Consider the following 21,638-nt stretch of genomic DNA (forward strand, 5'->3'; position numbering starts at 1 on the left):
AGAGAAGTCTAAAAACAGGATCAGAACGACCAACGCAGGTTAGCGTTGACCGAATTGACGCGGGTATCGGCGCCGAATTGCCCCTGATAACCGACATCCAAGGTCGCGGCGCGCGACAGTTTCACGCTCACCCCAATATCACCCACCATCACGTTGTCATCCACGGCCTGGCCCTGAGTGACGAACGCGTCGCTGCCGGCAAACGCCATGCGTGACGAGGTGTTCTTATCGCCGTAGGCATGCTGCCAGCCAAGCGAGCCGTAAAGGCTGACGTTCTTCGGCAGCTCAGTCACACCGCGCACCCCGAGCGTGGAGTAGAAGGTGTTCATCGTTTCATTACGCACGCTCAGCGCCGCAGCGCCACCGCTTTCCTGGAAGCTGTCGGTATGCAGGCGGATGTAGCTCAGGTTGATGAACGGTTCGACGTTCATCTCCGGCTGGCCGAAACGGTAACCCGCCTCAGTGAACGCCAGCAGCGAGTTCGCGTCGTAATCCGACTTCAGCCGATCCGAGAAGCCGCTGAAATCGACGTTGCGTTTGCCTTCAATCTTGTGCCAGGTGTAACCCAGCGCACCGCGCAACGAGAACGCATCCTGCTGCCCCGCCGCATACAGGCCGAGGTGATAGTTGTCGGTATCAGCCTTGGAACGGCGGCTGTCGACGTCGTAATCGCCGCGACTGTAACCGAAATAGCCACCGATGCGCACGTTATGGTCAGCCAGCTGGCGATCGGCGCCCAACAGGAAGCCGGTGGTGTTGCCATCCAGCTTGCCCACGTTGTTGTTACCGCTGTTTCTGCCCCAGGAACTGAAGGTCTGGCCCCAGACGCCGCTGTTGTGCGCCTGCGCCGGTTGCACCAGCGACATCGCCAACGGCGGTACCGGCAAGCTGTCGTTGTCGAACAAACGCAGCATGCGCTGGTTCAGCACGTTGAACAGCTGGGTGCTGCCGGCGATCAGGTTAGACTGCATCGACGGATAGACTTCGCCGGACAGCTGGTCGAATGCCTCGCGCGCTTCCGGCGCGCTCAACAGCAGCAGCGAATTGTACAGCGCCAATGACGGGCCGCTCTGCGTCAGCGTCGAGAGCGCGCCGGCGGTATTCCACTGGTTGCCGGTCTCGGCCACCGTTTGGAAAATCCCCGGCTTGCCCCCTGGGTTTTCTCCGCCCGGGTTCTCGCCCCCCGGATTCTCACCACCCGGGTTTTCCCCTCCTGGGTTCTCGCCCCCCGGATTCTCACCGCCCGGATTTTCCCCTCCTGGGTTCTCGCCCCCTGGATTCTCACCGCCCGGATTTTCCCCTCCTGGGTTCTCGCCGCCCGTGCCTTTCTGCGCGATGGTCAGATCCACGGCGTTGGCGCTGTGATTCAGCGCCACATCGAGGAATGCGGACTTGGAAACCGCCGCCGCGAACTGGCCGTCAATGCCACCTTTCGAAGTCAGAATGCGGTAGCTTTGGCCGGTTTTATAGCTGGTTTGCGGATCCAGCGCCGTGACCTGCACCTTGGCCTGATCGCTGATGGTGGTTTTGCCCGCCACCAGCAGTTGGTCGCTGCGGCCATCGCCGGCGATATCGACGTCGTAGAAGGACTCGCCGATAAAGTTCAGGTAGCGTTTCAGCGTCAGCGTGCCGATATTGCCGTCGCCGGGCGAGATATGCCCGCCGGACTGGATCTCGGTCTGGCCCAGCCTGCCGTTGCCGCCCAGCGTGCCGCCGGCCTTGATCGACGCGGCGCTGCTGTAGCCGTGACCGTTATTGACGTCAGAGCCCGCCGTCGCGTTGAGAATCAGCGTACCGCCGTTCTCGGCGCTAAGAGTTTGGATCTCGAAGATATCGTCTTCTTTCTGGGTATTGATATCTCTGGCGATGATGAGTTTGCCGCCGCGCACGGTAACGTTCGCCTGCAACCCAGTGAGATCGCCGTTTAGCGTCGTCTGCCCGGCGGTGTTGATCACCTCGCCTTCGCCGCTCATCTTGTTGCTGAACAGGTAGTTGCCGGCGGTATGGTTAAAGTACACATAGCTGCCGAACAAGCCGCCCCGCAGGGCGATCGCCGTCTTGGCATCGAGGGTGCCGGCACCGCCCGCCGCGCCGAGCGTCGGTTCGGTCAGCCCGGTGCCGGTGTCCATGTTGCCGCGGCTGCCAATAATCAGCGCGCCGCGGTGCGAGCCGGAACCGGTCGCCCCCAGCACCAGTTGGTTGCCGCCGGCGGAAAACGTCCCGCCGTCCATGACCGCCAGCACGCCGTTGCCGTAATCGCCGACATTGACGCTGCTGCCGCTGGTAAAGCGTGAGCCGTTGCCGGCGATCACCAGCTCGGCGGTTTTATGCGTGCCGGAGACGCCCGCCACTTGGGCGCTGCCGACATTGACTATGCCGCCGTTCAACACGTCCAGATCGCCGTAGAGCGTGAGCGCGCGGCCGACGATCCACCGGGAATATGCTATGCCGTTGCTCCCCCTGACGGTGACTTTCGGACTCAGTTTGTCGGTTTCGCCTGGCTCATAACCATTGCCAACATATGCATCGTAAGTCGTCCTCAGCAAAGCGCCATCATCAACCAACACGGTGGAACGAGCGCCCAATTCGGGGCCGACGCGAAGAAAGTTGCTGGCGATTTGAGAACCTGCCCCATAGGTGGACTTCAGTTCAATGTAGCTGTCGTAACCGCGGGTAGTACCTACTACGATATTTTTCGCGCTGACCCGCGCGCCATCGTCGACCAGTAAGCTCCCCCACTCAAGCTCCAAGTTGCCGCGCATGACCGATTGATCATTCACCACTTTCAACTCGGCGTTCCACCCGGTAACCGTGATACGGCTGTCATAAATTTGACCGTTGAACATCCGACCGACATAGATGTTATCAACGGTGACTTGGCCATTACGGACAAGCAAGTATCCGATTCGATTGCGGCCGACGTAAACATCCCCGGGGTAGGTCTCCCGTTCGGAAATACGTATGTAACCGTCGAAAATGGTATCGTCTGCGCGAGCGATATCGGCGGGCGCCAGCATCAACAACGGTGCGGAAAATAGAGCGAGGTAAAGTTTGGAAAGCGGTGCCTTGACCGCTAGAGGGTGCGATACATTGTCATTCACGGGCTATCTCCGTCCTCATTAACGTGATCTCGCAAAATAGTTGTTATATGAAAAATCAATGAAACGGTAGAAGTATAAGGCATCATTTCACGCTGGCAGGTTTATTGTTCGTCGAAGCGGAAGCTTATGCCCCCCGGCGCTCACGCTCCGACGACGGAAAACCAGAAAGCGGCAATACCGCCCCCAGAATGAATTATTTATGCGTGACCACCGGCGTACAGGTCGGTGCGCTCAACGATGGGGAGGAGCCTAAAATTCCCGGCATCATCATCGACGAGCAATCGAAAATTCGGCCTTTTTCCGTGGTGGCACGATAAGAAAGTTTTTGCCCGCCCAGCGCATCCGGTTGCGCGCCATTGACGTTGGTCACGGTAATTTCGTCCGACGAGCCCAGGCCCAGCATTTTGGCAGTTTCCGCCTGCAGCAGCGGAATGGCCTGATCGGTTTTCAGGGTGGTACAACCGGCTATCATCATCGTCACGGTTAAAGCGATAAGTGGTTTCTTCATAAATTGTCCTTTATAACCAATCAGTTAAAATTATCGATTGGCTTTATTTTTTCTCTTATCAAAATCCTCGAATAATATATTTCCCTTTCCTAAACTAAAAAACCCTCCTAAAGTAGGGAGGGTTGATAATAATTCATCAGAACTATCTGAACTATGAAGGCGAAAGGAGAATCCTTTGGGGCAGGATTATGCGTTGGTCGTTGATGACCATCCATTGGTAGCGAGCGGCATCGCTAATTTTCTCAGCACGCATTGCCGATTCAAACAGGCGCATGTGGTGACCAATGAAGAGAATTGCTACCGCCATATTAGGGAAAATGGCCCACCGCGTTTACTGGTGATTGATTTTTGGCTCTCTTCCGGCACGGCACTGAAATTACTCAAAGAAGTCAAACAGCTTTACCCGCAGGTGCGCCTGCTGGTGGTCAGCGGCGACGAGAATAACGATATCTGGCAGAAAGTTCATCATGCCGGCGGGCACGGGTTCGTATTAAAAAATGAACCACCTGAATTATTCGCCAAAGCGGTTTTGGCGCTGAATAATAATCAGGATTGGTTTCCTGACGGGAATGAATGCGTCGTTAAAAACAACCATAATCATTTAAATGACTTTAATTTAACGCCGCGGCAAATAGACGTATTGAATATGATGATGCGCGGACTGCCAAATAAAAGAATTGCGACACAGCTCTCTATTTCCGAACCGACCGTCAAAGAACATATCAGCAATATCCTGAAAAAGATTGGCGTCAGCAGCCGGGTAGAGGCCATTACGCTGTTGCACGGTAAACGGGCGCCGTCGCAATGAGATTTTTCAAGCATTTACAAAATGATGGCATCTCCCCGCGCGCGCAGATCCGCCTGCTGGACAACACCTTCATGCGGTTAGTGTTCAGCTTCACCGCCGTGCCTTTCGTCGGCATCCCTTTTGCCATCTGGATTTATTTGCTGGGCGACAAGCTCGAGCCAACCATTACCTGGATAATCATTTACCTGCTATGCGCCGTAGCGATCCGAATATGGCATCGTCGCTACCAGCGCGAGGCCGCAGAAAATGACGAAGACACCGTGCTGCGCCGCTGGCTGCCGCGCATTAATAAGGTGGCCTTTATTCACGGACTGGGGATCTCATCACTCTATTTAATTACGCCGCAAACCCATAACTTTGACTTTTTCCTGCTGCTCAATATCAGCATCGCCGCGATCGTCGCCGCCAACGCAACGCATCTGACGCCCGTCATCAGCACCTTTACGCGCTTTTTCTTCGCCTCCTGGGGGCTGCTGAATATCGGCATCATCTGGCGGTTGGAAGACGTGATGTTCATCGTGCTGATGCTGAACCTGCTGTACGGCTTCGCCATTTACCGCCACGCGTTAACCTCGCATGCGTTCTTTATTCAGCAAGCGCTGCTCGAAGAGCAAAGCTCGCGCCTGGCGGAGCAGTTCCGCCAGGCCAAAGAAGAGGCGGAACAGGCACTGCTGGATAAGAACCAGTTCCTGACCACCGCCAGTCACGATCTGCGCCAACCGGTGCACGCCATGGGCTTTCTGATTGAAGCCATCATCCACAAGAACCGCGACGACAGCCTGACACCGCAGCTGCTGGATCTGCAACAAAGCGTGCGTTCGGTGCATTTGATGTTCAATTCGCTGCTCGATCTCAGCAAGATCGAATCCGGCAACGTGCGCACCGCCGCCACCCATGTGGATATCGGCAGCCTGCTCGACTCGGTGATCACCCTGTTCCGCGAAGAGGCCAACAGCCGCACCCTGGCGTTGCGCACCTGGCGGCCCAAGCGGCGCATCAGCGTGATGGGCGATCCGCTGCTGGTGCGGCAATCGCTGATCAACCTGATCCAAAACGCCCTGCGCTATACGCAACGGGGCGGCGTACTGATCGCTATCCGCCCGCGCGGCGCCGAGTGTCTGGTGGAAGTGTGGGACACCGGCGTGGGCATCGCCGATGAAGAGAAAAGCAAAATCTTCTCCCCTTACTACCGCCCCGAACTGGCGTGGAAAATCGACAGCGCCGGCCACGGGCTGGGGCTGGCGGTGGTGGCGCGCTGCGCCAAGCTGATGAAGGTGAAGTACGGCATGCACTCCGTCGAAGGCAAAGGCTCGCGCTTCTGGATGCGCTTCACGCAATGCAGCGGCGAAGACAAAGCGCCGGAAACCGCGGCCGCCTACGACAACACCGCCACGCCCATCCACTATGCGCCGCTGCGCGGCGCCTGCCTGGTAGTGGACGACGATCCGCTGGTGACCTCCGCCTGGGAGAGCCTGATGAGCACCTGGGGCATCACCGTGCGCTGCGCGGCCTCCGCCGAGGAAGCCTTCGCCATCGTCGACGACGGCTTTACGCCGTTCGCCGTGCTGTGCGACCAGCGCCTGCGTTCCGGCGAGAGCGGCTTCGACATCCTGCAAGCACTGTTCGAACGCCTGCCGGACGTGAGCGGCGCCATGGTCAGCGGCGAGTTCAACTCGCCGATCCTGCAAGAGGCCGAACAAGAGGGCTACCTGGTGCTGCGCAAGCCGCTGGAGCCGGCCAGGCTACATGCACTGCTGACGCAGTGGGGGGCCGGCTGAGGCGATTAAGAGCGGCCAGAAAAGATACGACGAGCAAAACCTACAGGGTGAACATTGAGGCTCGCGCCTCAATGCTCTACGCGCAAAATGGCCGCGTACATCCAGTAATCCCGGGCCTGCCCACGCACCCGGCGGTATTGCCGGATTAAGCCTTCGCGTTGCAGGCCCACGCGTTCCAGGACGGCAATCGACAAGATATTGCTATCAAGGACCGTAGCCTGCACGCGTTGCAGGCCCAACGCCGTATGCGCCCAGTGTACGACGGCGCTTGCCGCTGCCGTCGCCAGCCCCCTGCCGCAGTGGCGCGGGTCAAGATCGTAAGCAATTTCCGCGCGGCCGTGCTCGCGGGATATCTCGTTCAACCCCACCGTGCCGAGCAAACTGTCATTCGAGTCCACGATGCCCCAGCGAAGCGCGTCCCTGCCTGCGGCATAGCCCGAAACAAGTTTCTCCAGATTGGCCGCCCCGACGTCGCCCCAGCTGGTATGTTCCGTAACGCCAGGCCGGCTCAAATACGCCGACCAGGCATGAACATCCCCCCGTTCCAGCGGCCTTAAAGACGCGCCAAGCTCGTCAGGCAGAAGGATTCGTGTTGGCAAAACCGTCATAGCACCTCCGTCATCCCGTTCACCATTCGGCTGCCTAATTTACCGCCGATATAAAGAGATAACCTACTTGGGCTTAGCGCGTTGTGAACCCTGACCAGCGAAAACGGCGCGGATTGGCAATGGGGAAAATTTGGAAGATGGTCGCCGGAGAAAATATAAAAAAGCCCACAATTAAGCGGGCTTAGGGATTATTTTTGCCATTCAGTGCCGGCCTGGGCCGGCTAGGGCTATCAGGCCATGATCAGTCGCTTAAACAGCAGCTGCTGGATATCCTGCCGATGTGACAAAATCGCATGTGCTGTTACCAACCTTCCGTCTACGGAATACAAAACCCGGTAACCACCAGCGTGATTAAACTCCCGGTACTTTGCGCAGCCGATTTTGAGCAGCTCAGGGCAAATCTGGCATCCCTGCGGGAACTGGCCAACGATGCTCTCAAATTGAGTGAGAATATCTGCAATCACCGGGCGCGGTTCGACATCAACGCGACGGAGATGGTTCACTATTGTATCGATGCAGTGCTTTACCGTAAGCGTGTACTCAAAGGTCATCTGCTGTTCCATTGCAATCCCTTAATGTTGAGCACTGTAATGCTTAAAGCCCATCCAACAGCTGTTCCTTCGAGAACACGTGCCCTTCCGCTTTATCTTTCTCTGACAGCGTCAGCAATTTCAGCAGAGCAATGGCGTTCTCCCGCTCCTGCTGCTGCTCATAGGATTCTATCACGTAGGCGGGAACCCCATTTTGCGTGACCAGGATAGGTTCAGAGAGATCGAGCGTGGCCGCGTTTTTTTTAACGTAGCTGATGGTCTCTACTTTCATCGTGCCCCCAGGCGCTATCAATCATACCAAGGTCTGAATATAGGCCATATTTAGACCACAAACAATGTTCGGCTTTATCCAAGGCTGGAAGCATGGCGGAAAAGATATGGCCATATAAAGAAAAACCCCCTGTAAAAACAGAGGGTTTCAGTCACTTCGTCCTAGTTGCGAACAGGCTGCGAAGGGGGTTAATCATTCCCACTCAATCGTCGCCGGCGGCTTGCCGCTGATGTCGTACACCACGCGGGAGATGCCGTTCACTTCGTTGATGATGCGGTTGGACACGCGGCCAAGGAAGTCATACGGCAGGTGCGCCCAGTGCGCGGTCATAAAGTCGATGGTTTCAACCGCACGCAGGGAGACCACCCAGTCGTATTTGCGGCCGTCGCCCATTACGCCGACCGAACGCACCGGCAGGAACACGGTGAACGCCTGGCTGACTTTGTTGTACAGATCGGCTTTGTGCAGCTCTTCGATGAAGATGGCATCGGCGCGGCGCAGCAGATCGCAGTACTCTTTCTTCACTTCGCCCAGTACGCGCACGCCCAGACCCGGCCCCGGGAACGGGTGACGGAACAGCATGTCGTACGGCAGGCCCAGCTCCAGGCCGATCTTGCGCACTTCGTCTTTGAACAGCTCTTTCAGCGGCTCGACCAGGCCCAGCTTCATCTCTTTCGGCAGGCCGCCCACGTTGTGGTGCGACTTGATCACGTGCGCTTTGCCGGTGGCGGAAGCGGCGGACTCGATCACGTCCGGGTAGATGGTGCCCTGTGCCAGCCATTTCACCTGCTCTTGCTTGCAGGCTTCTTCGTCGAACACTTCAACGAACACGCGGCCGATGATTTTGCGCTTGGCTTCCGGCTCGTCCACACCCGCCAGTGCGGTCAGGAAGCGATTTTCCGCCTCGACGTGCACAATGTTCAGGCCGAAGTGGTCGCCGAACATTTCCATCACCTGCTTGGCTTCGTTCAGGCGCAGCAGGCCGTTGTCGACGAATACGCAGGTCAGGCGCTTGCCGATGGCGCGGTGCAGCAGCATCGCGGTGACGGAGGAGTCAACGCCGCCGGACAGGCCGAGGATCACGTGGTCTTCACCTACCTGCTCGCGGATGCGCTCGACCGCATCTTCGATGATGGTAGCTGGGGTCCACAGGGCTTCACACTGGCAGATCTCCAGTACGAAACGCTCCAGCATGCGCTGGCCCTGACGGGTGTGGGTCACTTCCGGGTGGAACTGCACGCCGTAGAAGCGTTTTTCTTCGTTGGCCATAATGGCGAACGGGCAGGTGTCGGTGCTGGCGATGGTCACGAAGTCGGACGGGATCGCGGTCACTTTGTCGCCGTGGCTCATCCACACGTCCAGCAGCGGTTTGCCGGCCGGGCTGATGGCGTCTTCGATGTCGCGCAGCAGCGCGCTCTCTTTGACGATTTCCACCTGCGCGTAGCCGAACTCGCGTTCGTTGGAGCCCTGCACATGGCCACCCAGCTGCATCGCCATGGTCTGCATGCCGTAGCACACGCCCAGCACCGGCACGCCGGCGGTGAACACGTAGTCAGGGGCGCGCGGGCTGCCGGCTTCGGTGGTGCTTTCCGGGCCGCCGGACAGGATGATGCCGCTTGGGTTGAATTCGCGGATCTGCTCTTCGCTAACGTCCCAGGCCCACAGCTCGCAGTAAACGCCGATTTCGCGCACGCGGCGGGCGACCAGTTGGGTGTATTGCGAACCGAAGTCCAGTATGAGGATGCGATGCTTATGGATATTTTGTGTCATTGAGGCGAATTCCAGCAACAAGAGAAAAAGGAAAAATCTAAATCGTCAGGACGATTTCAGGCGGCGAGGCCAAGCAGTTGGCCGCCGCCCGCAGTACAGCATGCGCAGTTGACACAACGTCAATGAGCACTGCGAGCAGCGGACGGCGAACAAATGCGCCGGCCGCAGCCCCTGAAATCAGCCCATGCGGTAGTTCGGCGACTCTTTGGTGATGGTCACGTCATGCACGTGGCTTTCCTGAATGCCGGCGCCGCTGATGCGCACGAACTCCGCCTTGGTGCGCAGATCGTCGATGGTGGCGCAACCGGTCAGACCCATGCAGGAGCGCAGGCCGCCCATCTGCTGGTGCACGATGGCTTTCAGCATGCCTTTATAGGCGACGCGGCCTTCGATACCTTCCGGCACCAGTTTGTCGGCGGCGTTATCGGTCTGGAAGTAACGGTCGGAAGAGCCTTTGGACATCGCGCCCAGTGAGCCCATGCCGCGGTAAGACTTGAACGAACGGCCCTGATACAGCTCGATTTCACCTGGGGATTCTTCGGTACCCGCCAGCATGGAGCCAACCATCACGCAAGATGCGCCTGCCGCGATCGCTTTCGCGATGTCGCCGGAGAAGCGGATGCCGCCGTCGGCGATAACCGGAATGCCGGTGCCTTCCAGCGCTTCCACCGCGTCAGCGATGGCGGTGATCTGCGGTACGCCCACGCCGGTCACGATACGGGTGGTACAGATAGAGCCCGGGCCGATACCCACTTTCACCGCGCTCACGCCGGCTTCAGCCAGCGCTTTGGCGCCCGCTGCGGTCGCGACGTTGCCGCCGACGATCTGCAGATCCGGGTATTTGGCGCGGGTTTCACGGATGCGCTGCAATACGCCTTCGGAGTGGCCGTGCGAGGAGTCGATCAGCAGGACGTCAACGCCTGCCGCCACCAGCGCATCAACGCGCTCTTCGTTGCCGGCGCCGGCGCCGACCGCCGCACCTACGCGCAGACGGCCGTGCTCGTCTTTACAGGCGTTCGGTTTACGTTCCGCTTTCTGGAAGTCTTTAACGGTGATCATGCCCAGCAGGTGGAAGCTGTCGTCCACCACCAGCGCTTTCTCTACGCGCTTTTCGTGCATTTTCTGCAGCACCACGTCGCGCGCTTCACCTTCTTTCACGGTGACCAGGCGATCTTTCGGCGTCATCACCGCGGTAACCGGCTGAGACAGATCGGTCACGAAGCGCACGTCGCGGCCGGTGATGATGCCGACCAGCTCGTTGTCTTCGGTGACGACCGGGTAACCGGCGAAGCCGTTGCGCGCGGTCAGCTCTTTCACTTCCTGCAGCGTGGTGGTTGGGGTAACGGTCTGCGGGTCGGTGACTACGCCGCTTTCATGTTTCTTCACGCGGCTGACTTCTTCAGCCTGGCGCTCGATGGACATGTTTTTGTGGATGAAGCCCAGGCCGCCTTCCTGCGCCAGCGCGATGGCCAGGCCGGATTCGGTAACGGTATCCATGGCTGCGGACAGCATAGGGATGTTCAGGCGGATGGTTTTGGTCAGTTGAGTGCCGAGCTCTGCGGTGTTAGGCAGAACCGTGGAGTGGGCTGGAACCAGGAGGACGTCGTCAAACGTCAGAGCTTCTTTAGCGATACGTAGCATGGGCAATATCTCACCAGGGTGGGCTGTGAAAAAGATAAAATATTGCCGCGGCATTATACAGAGCGGAATCGGTTGCCTCCAGCACTTTCTTACAAAAAGTCTTGATTACCTTTTTCAGCCATGTAGTATCGACCAATTAAGTGATTGTTTTGAAATTTGATCTGGGTCACATGACGCTACCTGTTTCGCCTTCCATTTTTACCGTAAGCCGCCTGAATCAGACGGTTCGCCAACTGCTGGAAATGGAAATGGGGCAGATTTGGCTCTCCGCCGAGATCTCCAACCTCTCCCAGCCCGCCTCGGGCCACTGGTATTTCACGCTGAAAGACGATCGCGCCCAGGTGCGCTGCGCGATGTTCCGCAACAGTAACCGCCGCGTCACCTTCCGGCCGCAAAACGGCCAGCAGGTATTGGTGCGCGCCAGCATCACGCTGTATGAACCGCGCGGCGACTACCAGCTGATCGCCGAAAGCATGCAGCCCGCCGGCGACGGCCTGCTGCAGCAGCAGTTCGAGCAGCTGAAACAGCGCCTGAGCGCCGAAGGGCTGTTCGACCAGCAGTTCAAGCAGCCGCTGCCCGCCCCGGCTAAACGCGTCGGGGTGATCACCTCCGCCAGCGGCGCGGCGCTGCACGATATTCTGCAGGTATTGCAGCGGCGCGATCCGTCGCTACCGATCGTCATCTACCCTACCTCGGTGCAGGGCGCGGAGGCACCGCTGCAGATCGTGCGCGCCATCGAGGCCGCCAACCGCCGCGATGAATGCGACGTGCTGATCGTCGGCCGCGGCGGCGGTTCGCTGGAAGATCTGTGGAGTTTCAACGACGAACGCGTGGCGCGGGCGATCTTCGCCAGCCGCATTCCAATCGTCAGCGCCGTCGGCCATGAAACCGACGTCACTATTGCCGACTTCGTCGCCGATCTGCGCGCGCCAACCCCTTCCGCCGCCGCCGAACTGGTCAGCCGCAATCAGCTCGAGCTGTTGCGCCAGTTGCAGTCGCAACAGCAGCGGCTCGAGATGGCGATGGATTACTACCTGGCGCAGCGCCAGCAGCAGTTCACCCGCATTCACCACCGTTTACAGCAGCAGCATCCGCATCTACGCCTGGCGCGCCAGCAGACGCTGTTGTTCAAGCTGCAGCGCCGAATGGAAGAAGGCATGCAGCAGCAGCTGCGCCTGGCCGCCCGCCGCAGCGAACGCGCCCAGCAGCGGCTGGCGCAGGTGCAACCGCAGGGCCGCATTCACCGTTACCAACAACGCGTACAGCAGCAGGAATACCGCCTGCAGCACGCGATGGAGCGGCAGCTCAACGCCTACCGTCAACGCTTCGGCGTGGCCTGCAGCCAGCTGGAGGCCGTCAGCCCGCTGGCTACGCTGGCGCGTGGCTACAGCGTGACGCAAACCCCGCGCGGCGAGCTGCTGAAAACCACCAAGCAGGCACAGGTGGGCGAATTGCTGAAAACCCGCCTGCAGGACGGCTGGGTGGAAAGCGAGGTGAAAACCATCACCGCCGCCAAAAAGCCGCGCAAAAAACGCTCGGCCGAGTAATTCCAACGCCAGCGTAAAACGCTCTCCCGCTTCATGGTTGCCCCTCAGCTCGTCGGCAGGCTGGGCCGGGTGCCCTTGCGCGTATCACAGCGCCTCCCCCCTGCCGCCAACCCCTCGCCAATTCGTCGACAGAGCATCATAACCCCATGATCTGTTTTCCTTGCCGCACCGATAAAACGGCTCTATCAATGCAGGCTCCCCAGTGAAACTGTTTTTTTGCAAAGATTTTCACAGGTGGGTGAAAAAATGGTCATAATGGCCGGAAAAGTCGGCCAGGATGCTGAAAAGCCGCAGTAAAAATATGCTCATGGACGAATTTTAAGGAGATCGCAAAATGAACGGAAAGCTGAAAATTCAGGAGATAGCCCGCCAAACCGGGCTGTCGATCAGCACCGTTTCCCGCGTGCTGGCGGGCAAGGCCAACACCAGCGCCGAGGCGCGCCGCAAGGTGTTGGCTTACGCGCAGCAAAACGGCATTCTGCAGGGTATTTCCAGCGGCCGGCTGATGCTGAACAACCTGATGGTGTTCGCGCCGCAGCGCACCGACATCATCTACGACAGGGTCATCCAGGGCATCGCCACCGCGCTGATGCAACATGAGGTGCGCATCCGCTACTGCGGGTTGGAAGAGCGGCACAGCGACGGCGCGCTGTTTCTGGAAAAGATGCACGAGCCGTACACCGAAGCGGCGCTGCTCATCGGCATCGACGACGAGCACATCCACACGCTGGCCGCCGATCTGCGCAAGCCTTGCGTGCTGATCAACTGCAGCGATCGGCAGATGCGGCTGGACAGCGTCTCGCCGGATCATCTGTTGATCGGCGACTACTCCGCCAACTACCTGTTCCAGCAAGGGCACAGCCATATCCTCATCCTGCAGAGTCCCCACACTATGTCGCTGCGGCTGGCGGGCATCCGGCAGGCTTACGCCCGGCATCATCGGCCGTTCGACGACGGCCGCCATCTGCTCACCGCGTCCGGTTTCGACAGCGAAGCGGCCGAGCAGGCGCTGACCACCTACCTGACAAGCATCAGCGGCCGCACCCCGTTGCCGACGGCGATCCTGGCCGACGGCGACGACATGGCGCTGGGCGCGGTCAAAGCGCTCAATAAGCTCGGGCTGCGCGTGCCGGACGACGTCTCGGTGATGAGCGCCGACGGCTTCAACCTGGCGGAACGCCATGATGTGCCGCTAACCTCGGTACAGGTCCCGCGCGACGAACTGGGTTACGAGGCGATCCAACTGCTGCAGCGGCGCATGCTGCGCGCCGACGCCCCGCCGTGCAACCTGTTGCTGCACGGCCGGCTGGCGGTGCGCGCCTCGGTGCGGCACATCAGCCCGCACCAGACCGCGCCGGCGGTGAGCACGCATGACCACAGGCGGTATGACGAGTAGGCTACACTTAGGCACAGTGCATTCATTCGATGAGGTAAAATTTTTGCCTAAGGAGAGCCACTATGCCAACCCAGCGCATGCGTTCCGTCATTCCTCCCTACATGCTGCGCCGCATCATTGAGCACGGCAACGCCCCGCAGCGCGACTGCGCGCTGCACACCCTGAACCACGTGCAAAGCCTGCTCGGCAACAAGCCGCTGCGCTCGCTGACGGAAAGAAACGCCAGAGCCGGTGAAGCGATCCGCGATATCTACGATGCCCAGAACTGCACCCAACTGCCCGGCAAACAGGTGCGCAAAGAGGGGCAGCCCAGCAATCACGACGTGGCGGTGGATGAAGCCTACGAGTATCTCGGCGTCACTTACGATTTCTTCTGGCAAGCCTATCGGCGCAATTCGCTGGATAACAAAGGGCTGCCGCTGACCGGCAGCGTGCACTACGGCGAAGAGTACCAGAACGCCTTCTGGAACGGCCAGCAGATGGTGTTCGGCGATGGCGACGGCGAGATCTTCAACCGCTTCACCATCGCCATCGACGTGGTCGGCCACGAACTGGCACACGGCGTGACCGAGAGCGAAGCCGGGCTGATTTACTACCAGCAGTCCGGGGCGCTCAACGAGTCGCTGTCCGACGTGTTCGGCTCGCTGGTCAAGCAATTCCACCTGCAGCAAACCGCCAACCAGGCCGACTGGCTGATCGGTGCCGGGCTGCTCGCCAAGGGTGTCAAAGGCAAAGGGCTGCGCTCGATGTCGGCGCCCGGCACCGCCTACGACGACCCGCTGCTGGGCAAAGACCCGCAGCCCGCCAGTATGCAGGATTACATCCAGACCAAGGAAGACAACGGCGGCGTGCACCTCAACTCCGGCATCCCTAACCGCGCTTTCTATCTGGCGGCGACGGCGCTGGGCGGTTTCGCCTGGGAAAAAGCCGGCTACGTCTGGTATGACACGGTGTGCGACAAAGCGCTGCCGCAGAACGCCGACTTCGCCACCTTCGCCCACGCCACGGTGAAACATGCGCGAGAGCGCTTCGATCAGAACGTGGCGGACAAGGTGCAGCAAGCCTGGCATCAGGTGGGGGTGGAATAATGAAACCGCTGCCGACGCTCAATCAGGATACGGTCATTGAGCTGGCACGCGAGGGAGGCTTCGCCTACATTCCCAAGCTGGCGGGCCAGCGGCGCATCGCGCTGGCCGATATCACGCCGGAGCAGCGGCAGCGTCTGAATCAGTTGTTGAACCAGACGCTGCCCTATGCCCGGGAAGAGGGCCAACCCAACTCCCCCGGCTGCGGCGACCAGCGCTACTATCGCGTGCAGATCAACTATACCAGCCCCACCCTGAGCAGCGAGATCGTGCTGTTAATCCCGGAAAGCAGCGCGCCGCAGGCGCTGGTGGATCTGTGGAAGACCGGCCAGGTGGATGAGTGAGGGCTTACAACGGCTGATAACTGAAGAGCACACGCTTTTTGGAGATCAGCCCGTGCCCGTTCTGGCACAGGTAATCCACCGCGCCGCAGGCTTTCAACTCTTGCAGCGGCTGCCCGCATTCCGGGCAGCTCGCCAGCTGCCGATAATCGCGCTGACAGGCTTCACAATGGTAGTGACCCGCTACCCAATTCATGGTCTGACGACATTGTGGACAATGCGCTTCCATAACGACTCCCAGGTTAAATTGCGCCCCATGAGCGCAAGAAATAGATCCCCAACGCGGTGGTGAAGAACGAACCGACGGTGGTGATGGCGATAATATTCGCCGCCAGCGTGGCGTTGCCGCCCATGGCGCGAGTCATCACATAGCTGCCTGAAGCGGTCGGCGTGGCGGAAAACAGGAAGATGATGCCCAGCGCAGCCCCCTGGAACCCGCACAGCCAGCCGGCGAGCGTCATCAGCAACGGCACCAGAAACAGCTTGGCCGCCGACGACAGCGCCGCCACATTGGACGAGCGGAACATGGCGCGGAAATCCAGACTGGCGCCGGTGCACAGCAGCGCCAACGGCAGCGACAACGCGGAGATATAGCTGCCGGTCTGGCGGATCACCTGCGGGATGCCCAGCCCGGTTTGCGCATACGCCAGCCCGCACACCAGGCCGATGATCAATGGGTTGGTGACGATGCTGCGCAACAGCGACAGATGGCTGATTTTTTTGCCCTGCCCGCCGTGCAAGCTGCGCGTCAGGGTGATCACCGACAGCACGTTGAACAGGATCACCGTCACCGTCAGGTACAGCGAAGCGAGCGCGATCCCTTCGCTGCCGTAGGCGGTCATGGCGTAGGCCAGGCCGACGATGGCGGTATTGGCGCGAAAGCCGCCCTGCACGAACACCCCGCGCTCCCGCGGCTCTTTCACCAGCCACTTGGCCGCCAGCTCCAGCAGCAGGAAGGTCGCCAACGTGGCCAGCGCGCCGAACAGCACCAGCGGCAGGTTGCCGAGCAGCTGCGGGTGGTTGGTGGCAATGCTGAAAAACAGCAGGCACGGCAGCGCGAGATTGAACACCAGGCGGGTCGCGCCGTCGACGAAACGGTCATCCATCAGGCGCCAATGGCGCAGCAGGATCCCCAGCAGCATCATCAACAGATTCGGCACGGTGACGTTGAACGCAAAACTCCAGGTTTTCCAGGACATGGTGTTCCTTCAGGCAGGCGAGGTAATCTTCAGATAATAAAACGATTTCAGGCCAATAAAAAAGGGGCGCGGCATCACTGCCGCGCCCCTCATGAGCGATTACTTGCTCTTTTTCAGGTGGCTCATCAGGCGCTTGCGCTTACGCATCTGGGTCGGTGTCAGCAGGTTGCGTTTGCCGGCGAACGGGTTGTCGCCCTCTTTGAACTGGATACGGATCGGCGTCCCCATCACGTTCAGCGAGCGGCGGAAGTAGTTCATCAGATAGCGCTTGTACGAATCGGCCAGGTCGCTGACCTGGTTGCCATGGATCACCACGATCGGCGGGTTGTAACCGCCGGCGTGGGCGTATTTCAGCTTCACGCGGCGGCCGCGTACCAACGGCGGCTGGTGATCGTCAACCGCCATCTGCATGATTTTGGTCAGCATCGAGGTGTTTACCCGACGGGTCGCGCACTCGTAGGCTTCCTGCACCGATTCGAACAGGTTGCCGACACCGCTGCCGTGCAGCGCGGAAATGAAGTGCACGCGCGCGAAGTCGACGAAGCCCAGGCGCAGATCGAGCATCTCTTTCACGTGCTCGCGATCTTCTTCGCTCATGCCGTCCCACTTGTTGACCGCAATCACCAGTGAGCGCCCACTATTGAGGATAAAGCCGAGCAGCGAGAGATCCTGATCGGAAATGCCTTCACGCGCATCGATCACCAACAGCACCACGTTGGCATCTTCAATCGCCTGCAGGGTCTTGATCACCGAGAATTTCTCGACGGTTTCCGTCACCTTGCCGCGTTTGCGCACCCCGGCGGTGTCGATCAGCACGTATTCACGTTCGTCACGTACCATCGGAATGTAGATGCTGTCGCGGGTGGTGCCCGGCATGTCGTACACCACCACGCGCTCCTCGCCGAGGATGCGGTTAGTGAGCGTAGACTTACCGACGTTCGGGCGGCCGACGATCGCCAACTTGATCGGCAGATCCTGCGGATTGAACTCTTCTTCCGGCTCTTCGTCTTCTTCGCCTTCCAACGTTTCGCCGTTTTGCTCAGCCCAGTAAGCGGCGTTGGCCTCTTCCTCGGTCAGCTCGACGTCTTCCGGTTTTTCCGGCACAAACGGTACCAGCACATGTTCGATCAGCTGGGTCACGCCGCGGCCGTGGGAAGCGGCGATAGCGAACACTTCGCCCAGGCCGAGCGAGTAGAAATCGGCGGTAGCGGTGTCCGGATCCAGACCGTCAGTCTTGTTGGCCACCAGGAAGGTCGCCTTCTGGCGGCTGCGCAGGTGCTGGGCAATGCCCTGATCGGCCGGCATCAGGCCGGCGCGGGCGTCGACCATGAACAGTACGATGTCCGCTTCTTCGATCGCCAGCAACGACTGGCCGGCCATGCGCGTTTCGACGCCGTCCTCGGTGCCGTCGATACCGCCGGTATCGACGATGATGAATTCATTGCCTTCGATTTCAGCACGACCATACTTGCGGTCACGCGTCAGCCCCGGGAAATCCGCCACCAGCGCATCGCGCGTATGTGTTAAACGGTTGAACAAGGTGGATTTACCCACATTCGGGCGCCCGACCAGCGCGACGACAGGTATCATTGTTGAAGCCTCATTACTTAATAATCAATGCGTTACTGCACTGTGGATAGACACCAACGGTGCAGCTTATAAAAATACGAAACGGCCCCTGAACACTCAGGAGCCGTTTTCCCCTTCATCTTTCGCGCCACAGCGGCGTTGTCTGCGCACCTTCGCCCCGGTCACTTAGTTCACTAAGCTCCCGAGGACTCATGCGCTTGCCGCCTGGCTGCAACCCGAAAACTTTCGGGTGCAAGAAGGGCCACGACGAGCGGCGTTAGCGGGTGAAAGCGTAAACTTTCCCGCCGCGAGCCTGGATGACCAGCTTGTCGCCGGCCACCATCGGCGCAGACAGGAAGCCGGAGCTATCCACTTCCTGCTGGGCGACAAAACGGCCATCGGTGGTGTTGACCCAGTGCAGATAGCCTTCAGCGTCACCGGTCACCAGATAACCATTATACATCACCGGCGGCGTCAGGTTGCGGTGCAGCAGATCGCTCTGCGTCCACACGGTCACACCGCCTTCGGTGCTGAGTGCCACCACGCGATCGTTCTGGTCGATCAGGTAGATGCGGCCCGCGTCAACGATGAAATCATTCACCGAACCCAGCTCGCGTTTCCAGATGATCTGACCGGAACGCAGATCCAGCGCCGTCAGGTTGCCGTTGTAACCCAGCGCGTAGACTACGCCGTCAACGATCACCGGCGTGGTGTCCACGTCGTTCAGGCGATCGATTTCGGTCGCGCCGCTCGGTTGAGAAATGCGCTGTTGCCAGATCAGTTGGCCCTGCTGCATCAGTACCGCGCTGACGCGGCCGTTGTCACCACCGACGATGGCGGCGCCAAAAGCGACGGCCGGCGCGGATTCACCGCGCAGCGACAGCGAAGGTATGTCCAGGTTAACCGTCCACTTCACCGCGCCATCGGCTTCGTTCAGCGCCTGCAGCATGCCGTTGGAGGTGTGCACCAACACCATGCCGTCGCTGACAACCGGGCGGGAGATCGCCTCACCGGCCACCTTGGTCTGCCAGGCGATAGCGCCGTCGGCGGTGTTCAATGCGTAAACCACCGCTTTTTCGCTGCCGACGTAAATCTTGTCACCCGCGACAGTCAGACCACCCGACAGCAGCGCAGACAGGTTGCTGGATAAGAAGCCGGTCTTCTCGGAAAGATTGACCTTCCACTTTTCGTTGCCGCTGTCGGCGTCCATCGCTTTCACGATGCCGAAGCGATCGGCGGCGTAAATGGTGCTGTCCTGATAGGCCGGACGCAGGTGGGAGTAATACTCACCGACGCCGTCGCCGACCGAGGTGCTCCACGCCTTATTCGGCGTAAACTGATTTTCAACTTTCGGCAACGGCGACATGGTAACCACGTCTTCTTCGCTGTTAAACAGCGAGCAACCACTCAGCAAGGCAGCGGAAACCAGTCCGACCAAGAGTGTTTTACGCAATTGCATGGGAATTCCCCTTAGCTGGACAAATTATTCAATTTCATGCGCAGCAAGACCTGCAGCGCCTGAGAAGCGTTGGACTCAATGCCTTTGCTGTAAGCTTCGCGCGCGCCCTTGGCGTCGCCCTTGGCCAGCAACACGTCGCCGCGCACGTCCTGCGTCATCGCCGCCCAGCCTTCGCCTTTCACGCCATCCAGCGTTTTCAGCGCTTCATCCAGCTTTTTCTCCTGCAGCTGGACACGCGCCAGACGCAGGTCGATCATCGCCAACAGGTTGTCGTCTTTGGTCTGGCCCTGCGCCAGCGCCAATTGCTGCTCCGCCTTGGCGAAATCATTCTGTTCGACAAAGTGCTTGGCCAACTGCAGCGCGGCCAATACGCCGTAGCTGTTGCCGTTAGCCTGGACAAATTTTTCCGCGGCAGCCACGTCATCCGGCTTGCCGGCCGCCAGACGATCGCTGGCTTCCTGATAGGATTGCGACGCAGCCATCATGTTGGCGTTCTCGTGGCTCTGCCAGTAACGCCAGCCGAACAGGGCACCAATTCCGAGCACCACGCCCACCGCCAGCGCTTTGCCGTTTTCGGCAAAGAACCGACGCAGTGCGTCGACTTGTTCGTTTTCAGTGGTATAGACTTCCACGGTGTCCTTCTCCTTAACCTAACATCAAAGCCAGACGCGCAGCGACTTCGCTTTGCGCCAGCGTTTCTTGTTCACCACTGCGCAGGTCTTTCACCACCACCTGCTGCGCCGCCACTTCGCTCTCACCCAGGATCAGCGCAATGCGCGCGCCCCATTTGTCCGCACGGGTGATCTGCTTCTTGAAGTTGCCGCCGCCGTAATTGGTCATCAGCTTCAGCTGCGGCGCCACGTCGCGCACCTGTTCAGCCAGCTGCATCGCCGCGCTCTGGGTACCCGCGCCGGACGAGATGACGTACACGTCGATAGCCGACGGCGCCTTGAATTCCGGGTTAACCGCCTGCACCAGCAGCACCAGACGCTCCAGGCCCATGGCGAAACCGACCGCCGGCGTCGCACGCCCGCCCAGTTGCTCAACCAGGCCGTCGTAACGGCCGCCCGCGCACACGGTGCCCTGTGCGCCCAGGCTGGTGGTCACCCACTCGAACACGGTGCGGTTGTAGTAATCCAGACCGCGCACCAGGCGCTCGTTAACGGTATATGGGATACCCGCCTGCGCCAAAAGTTCACACAGACCGGCGAAGTGAGCCCGGGATTCTTCATCCAGGTACTCGGACAGGCGCGGCGCGTCGTTCAGCAGCGCCTGCACCTCAGGATTCTTGGAGTCCAGCACGCGCAGCGGGTTGCTGTACATGCGGCGCTTGCAGTCTTCGTCCAGCACGTCGACGTGCTGCTCCAGGAACGCCACCAGCGCATCGCGGTAGTTGGCGCGCGCTTCCAGCGAACCGATGGAATTCAGCTCCAGCTTGACGTGCTCGGCGATGCCCAGCGCTTTCCACCAGCGCGCGGTCAGCAGGATCAGCTCGGCGTCGATGTCCGGGCCTTGCAGGCCGAACACTTCCGCACCCAGCTGGTGGAACTGACGGTAGCGGCCCTTCTGCGGGCGCTCGTAGCGGAACATCGGGCCGATGTACCACAGACGCTGTTCCTGATTGTACAGCAGACCATGTTCGATGCCGGCGCGCACGCAGCCGGCCGTCCCTTCCGGACGCAGCGTCAGGCTTTCGCCGTTGCGGTCTTCGAAGGTATACATCTCTTTTTCCACGACGTCGGTCACTTCGCCGATCGCGCGTTTGAATAACGGGGTCTGCTCTACAATCGGCAACCGGATTTCGCTGTAACCGTAGCCGCCCAGCACCTGCTTGAGGGTGCCTTCAATACGCTGCCATAATGCCGTTTCTTCCGGCAGGTAGTCGTTCATGCCGCGAATGGCTTGAATGTTCTTTGCCACGTGAGTTCTCTGTCCGTTGTCTGTAAAAATGAACCCGATTATAGGGACTTTGCCGCCCGGTATTCAACGCGGATGCGGTTTTCTGC

At 59.7% G+C, this 21,638-nt stretch carries 19 protein-coding genes; 6 read left to right on the top strand and 13 right to left on the bottom strand.

Annotation, left to right across the window (positions count from 1 at the left end; genetic code table 11):
* Positions 1–20 precede the first annotated feature (20 nt).
* Both BHU62_RS15340 and BHU62_RS15345 read right to left on the bottom strand, forming a co-directional pair.
* Positions 21–3,101: an autotransporter domain-containing protein gene (locus BHU62_RS15340; RefSeq protein WP_073532775.1), complete on the bottom strand. Its 3,081-nt coding sequence runs from the start codon at positions 3,099–3,101 to the stop codon at positions 21–23.
* A 193-nt stretch (positions 3,102–3,294) separates the two neighbouring features.
* Positions 3,295–3,609 carry a hypothetical protein gene (locus tag BHU62_RS15345; RefSeq protein ID WP_073532776.1) on the bottom strand — a complete coding sequence of 105 codons (315 nt, stop codon included), beginning with the start codon at positions 3,607–3,609 and terminating at the stop codon, positions 3,295–3,297.
* 175 nt (positions 3,610–3,784) lie between these two features.
* Here BHU62_RS15345 and BHU62_RS15350 point away from each other — a divergent pair, with 175 nt between their 5' ends.
* Together BHU62_RS15350 and BHU62_RS15355 are read left to right on the top strand one after the other, a co-directional pair.
* The gene (locus BHU62_RS15350; protein ID WP_073532777.1) at positions 3,785–4,417 is read left to right on the top strand and encodes a response regulator transcription factor; all 633 of its coding nucleotides are present in this window, start codon (positions 3,785–3,787) and stop codon (positions 4,415–4,417) included.
* Entirely contained in the window at positions 4,414–6,195 is a 1,782-nt protein-coding gene (locus BHU62_RS15355) for a hybrid sensor histidine kinase/response regulator (RefSeq protein ID WP_073532778.1), read from the top strand. The genes BHU62_RS15350 and BHU62_RS15355 overlap by 4 nt, the downstream gene beginning before the upstream one ends.
* Before the next feature lie 68 nt (positions 6,196–6,263).
* On the opposite strand, the gene BHU62_RS15360 is transcribed toward BHU62_RS15355, so the two are convergent.
* The 5 genes from BHU62_RS15360 to guaB form a co-directional block, all read right to left on the bottom strand.
* On the bottom strand, positions 6,264–6,803 hold the full coding sequence (locus BHU62_RS15360; RefSeq protein WP_073532779.1) for a GNAT family N-acetyltransferase: 540 nt from the start codon (positions 6,801–6,803) through the stop codon (positions 6,264–6,266).
* Positions 6,804–7,033: 230 nt separating this feature from the next.
* A complete protein-coding gene (locus BHU62_RS15365; RefSeq protein WP_073532780.1) occupies positions 7,034–7,366 on the bottom strand; it encodes a type II toxin-antitoxin system RelE/ParE family toxin in 333 nt (110 codons plus the stop codon).
* Positions 7,367–7,397: 31 nt separating this feature from the next.
* The gene (locus BHU62_RS15370) at positions 7,398–7,625 is read right to left on the bottom strand and encodes a type II toxin-antitoxin system Phd/YefM family antitoxin (protein WP_073532781.1); all 228 of its coding nucleotides are present in this window, start codon (positions 7,623–7,625) and stop codon (positions 7,398–7,400) included.
* A gap of 192 nt (positions 7,626–7,817) precedes the next feature.
* Positions 7,818–9,395, bottom strand: a complete 1,578-nt coding sequence (gene guaA / locus BHU62_RS15375) for a glutamine-hydrolyzing GMP synthase (protein ID WP_073532782.1) — start codon at positions 9,393–9,395, stop codon at positions 7,818–7,820.
* Positions 9,396–9,572: 177 nt separating this feature from the next.
* Positions 9,573–11,036 (bottom strand): IMP dehydrogenase, encoded by a 1,464-nt coding sequence (gene guaB / locus BHU62_RS15380; protein WP_073532783.1) that lies wholly within the window; start codon positions 11,034–11,036, stop codon positions 9,573–9,575.
* Positions 11,037–11,206: 170 nt separating this feature from the next.
* Between guaB and xseA the strand changes: the two genes are divergently transcribed.
* From xseA to BHU62_RS15400, 4 genes are all read left to right on the top strand, one after another.
* Positions 11,207–12,583, top strand: a complete 1,377-nt coding sequence (gene xseA, locus BHU62_RS15385) for an exodeoxyribonuclease VII large subunit (protein WP_073532811.1) — start codon at positions 11,207–11,209, stop codon at positions 12,581–12,583.
* A 334-nt stretch (positions 12,584–12,917) separates the two neighbouring features.
* Complete coding sequence (locus BHU62_RS15390; protein WP_073532784.1) at positions 12,918–13,979, top strand: LacI family DNA-binding transcriptional regulator; 1,062 nt, start codon at positions 12,918–12,920, stop codon at positions 13,977–13,979.
* A gap of 62 nt (positions 13,980–14,041) precedes the next feature.
* Positions 14,042–15,067, top strand: a complete 1,026-nt coding sequence (locus BHU62_RS15395) for a M4 family metallopeptidase (protein WP_073532785.1) — start codon at positions 14,042–14,044, stop codon at positions 15,065–15,067.
* Complete coding sequence (locus BHU62_RS15400) at positions 15,067–15,408, top strand: protealysin inhibitor emfourin (protein WP_073532786.1); 342 nt, start codon at positions 15,067–15,069, stop codon at positions 15,406–15,408. Before BHU62_RS15395 ends, BHU62_RS15400 begins: the two co-directional genes overlap by 1 nt.
* Positions 15,409–15,412: 4 nt before the next feature.
* On the opposite strand, the gene BHU62_RS15405 is transcribed toward BHU62_RS15400, so the two are convergent.
* The 6 genes from BHU62_RS15405 to hisS form a co-directional block, all read right to left on the bottom strand.
* Positions 15,413–15,634, bottom strand: coding sequence for a zinc ribbon domain-containing protein (locus tag BHU62_RS15405; RefSeq protein ID WP_073532787.1), 222 nt, complete (start codon positions 15,632–15,634; stop codon positions 15,413–15,415).
* Between the two features lie 13 nt (positions 15,635–15,647).
* On the bottom strand, positions 15,648–16,604 hold the full coding sequence (locus BHU62_RS15410; RefSeq protein ID WP_073532788.1) for an AEC family transporter: 957 nt from the start codon (positions 16,602–16,604) through the stop codon (positions 15,648–15,650).
* Positions 16,605–16,703: 99 nt separating this feature from the next.
* The gene (der, locus tag BHU62_RS15415) at positions 16,704–18,194 is read right to left on the bottom strand and encodes a ribosome biogenesis GTPase Der (RefSeq protein WP_019452357.1); all 1,491 of its coding nucleotides are present in this window, start codon (positions 18,192–18,194) and stop codon (positions 16,704–16,706) included.
* 256 nt (positions 18,195–18,450) lie between these two features.
* Positions 18,451–19,632, bottom strand: a complete 1,182-nt coding sequence (gene bamB / locus BHU62_RS15420) for an outer membrane protein assembly factor BamB (RefSeq protein WP_073532789.1) — start codon at positions 19,630–19,632, stop codon at positions 18,451–18,453.
* 11 nt (positions 19,633–19,643) lie between these two features.
* Complete coding sequence (locus tag BHU62_RS15425) at positions 19,644–20,264, bottom strand: YfgM family protein (protein WP_073532790.1); 621 nt, start codon at positions 20,262–20,264, stop codon at positions 19,644–19,646.
* A 13-nt stretch (positions 20,265–20,277) separates the two neighbouring features.
* Positions 20,278–21,552, bottom strand: a complete 1,275-nt coding sequence (gene hisS, locus BHU62_RS15430; protein ID WP_073532791.1) for a histidine--tRNA ligase — start codon at positions 21,550–21,552, stop codon at positions 20,278–20,280.
* Between the last annotated feature and the right edge of the window lie 86 nt (positions 21,553–21,638).

Origin of the sequence: Serratia marcescens (assembly GCF_001902635.1) — a bacterium.
Taxonomy (GTDB): Bacteria; Pseudomonadota; Gammaproteobacteria; order Enterobacterales; family Enterobacteriaceae; genus Serratia; species Serratia marcescens_F.

Excerpts from the sequence above, each read along its gene's own strand:
- BHU62_RS15345 (WP_073532776.1), bottom strand. The coding sequence starts at position 3,609 with ATGAAGAAACCACTTATCGCTTTAACCGTGACGATGATGATAGCCGGT.
- BHU62_RS15355 (WP_073532778.1), top strand. The coding sequence starts at position 4,414 with ATGAGATTTTTCAAGCATTTACAAAATGATGGCATCTCCCCGCGCGCG.
- BHU62_RS15360 (WP_073532779.1), bottom strand. The coding sequence starts at position 6,803 with ATGACGGTTTTGCCAACACGAATCCTTCTGCCTGACGAGCTTGGCGCG.
- BHU62_RS15365 (WP_073532780.1), bottom strand. The coding sequence starts at position 7,366 with ATGGAACAGCAGATGACCTTTGAGTACACGCTTACGGTAAAGCACTGC.
- BHU62_RS15370 (WP_073532781.1), bottom strand. The coding sequence starts at position 7,625 with ATGAAAGTAGAGACCATCAGCTACGTTAAAAAAAACGCGGCCACGCTC.
- guaA (WP_073532782.1), bottom strand. The coding sequence starts at position 9,395 with ATGACACAAAATATCCATAAGCATCGCATCCTCATACTGGACTTCGGT.
- guaB (WP_073532783.1), bottom strand. The coding sequence starts at position 11,036 with ATGCTACGTATCGCTAAAGAAGCTCTGACGTTTGACGACGTCCTCCTG.
- xseA (WP_073532811.1), top strand. The coding sequence starts at position 11,207 with ATGACGCTACCTGTTTCGCCTTCCATTTTTACCGTAAGCCGCCTGAAT.
- BHU62_RS15390 (WP_073532784.1), top strand. The coding sequence starts at position 12,918 with ATGAACGGAAAGCTGAAAATTCAGGAGATAGCCCGCCAAACCGGGCTG.
- BHU62_RS15395 (WP_073532785.1), top strand. The coding sequence starts at position 14,042 with ATGCCAACCCAGCGCATGCGTTCCGTCATTCCTCCCTACATGCTGCGC.
- BHU62_RS15400 (WP_073532786.1), top strand. The coding sequence starts at position 15,067 with ATGAAACCGCTGCCGACGCTCAATCAGGATACGGTCATTGAGCTGGCA.
- BHU62_RS15405 (WP_073532787.1), bottom strand. The coding sequence starts at position 15,634 with ATGGAAGCGCATTGTCCACAATGTCGTCAGACCATGAATTGGGTAGCG.
- BHU62_RS15410 (WP_073532788.1), bottom strand. The coding sequence starts at position 16,604 with ATGTCCTGGAAAACCTGGAGTTTTGCGTTCAACGTCACCGTGCCGAAT.
- der (WP_019452357.1), bottom strand. The coding sequence starts at position 18,194 with ATGATACCTGTCGTCGCGCTGGTCGGGCGCCCGAATGTGGGTAAATCC.
- bamB (WP_073532789.1), bottom strand. The coding sequence starts at position 19,632 with ATGCAATTGCGTAAAACACTCTTGGTCGGACTGGTTTCCGCTGCCTTG.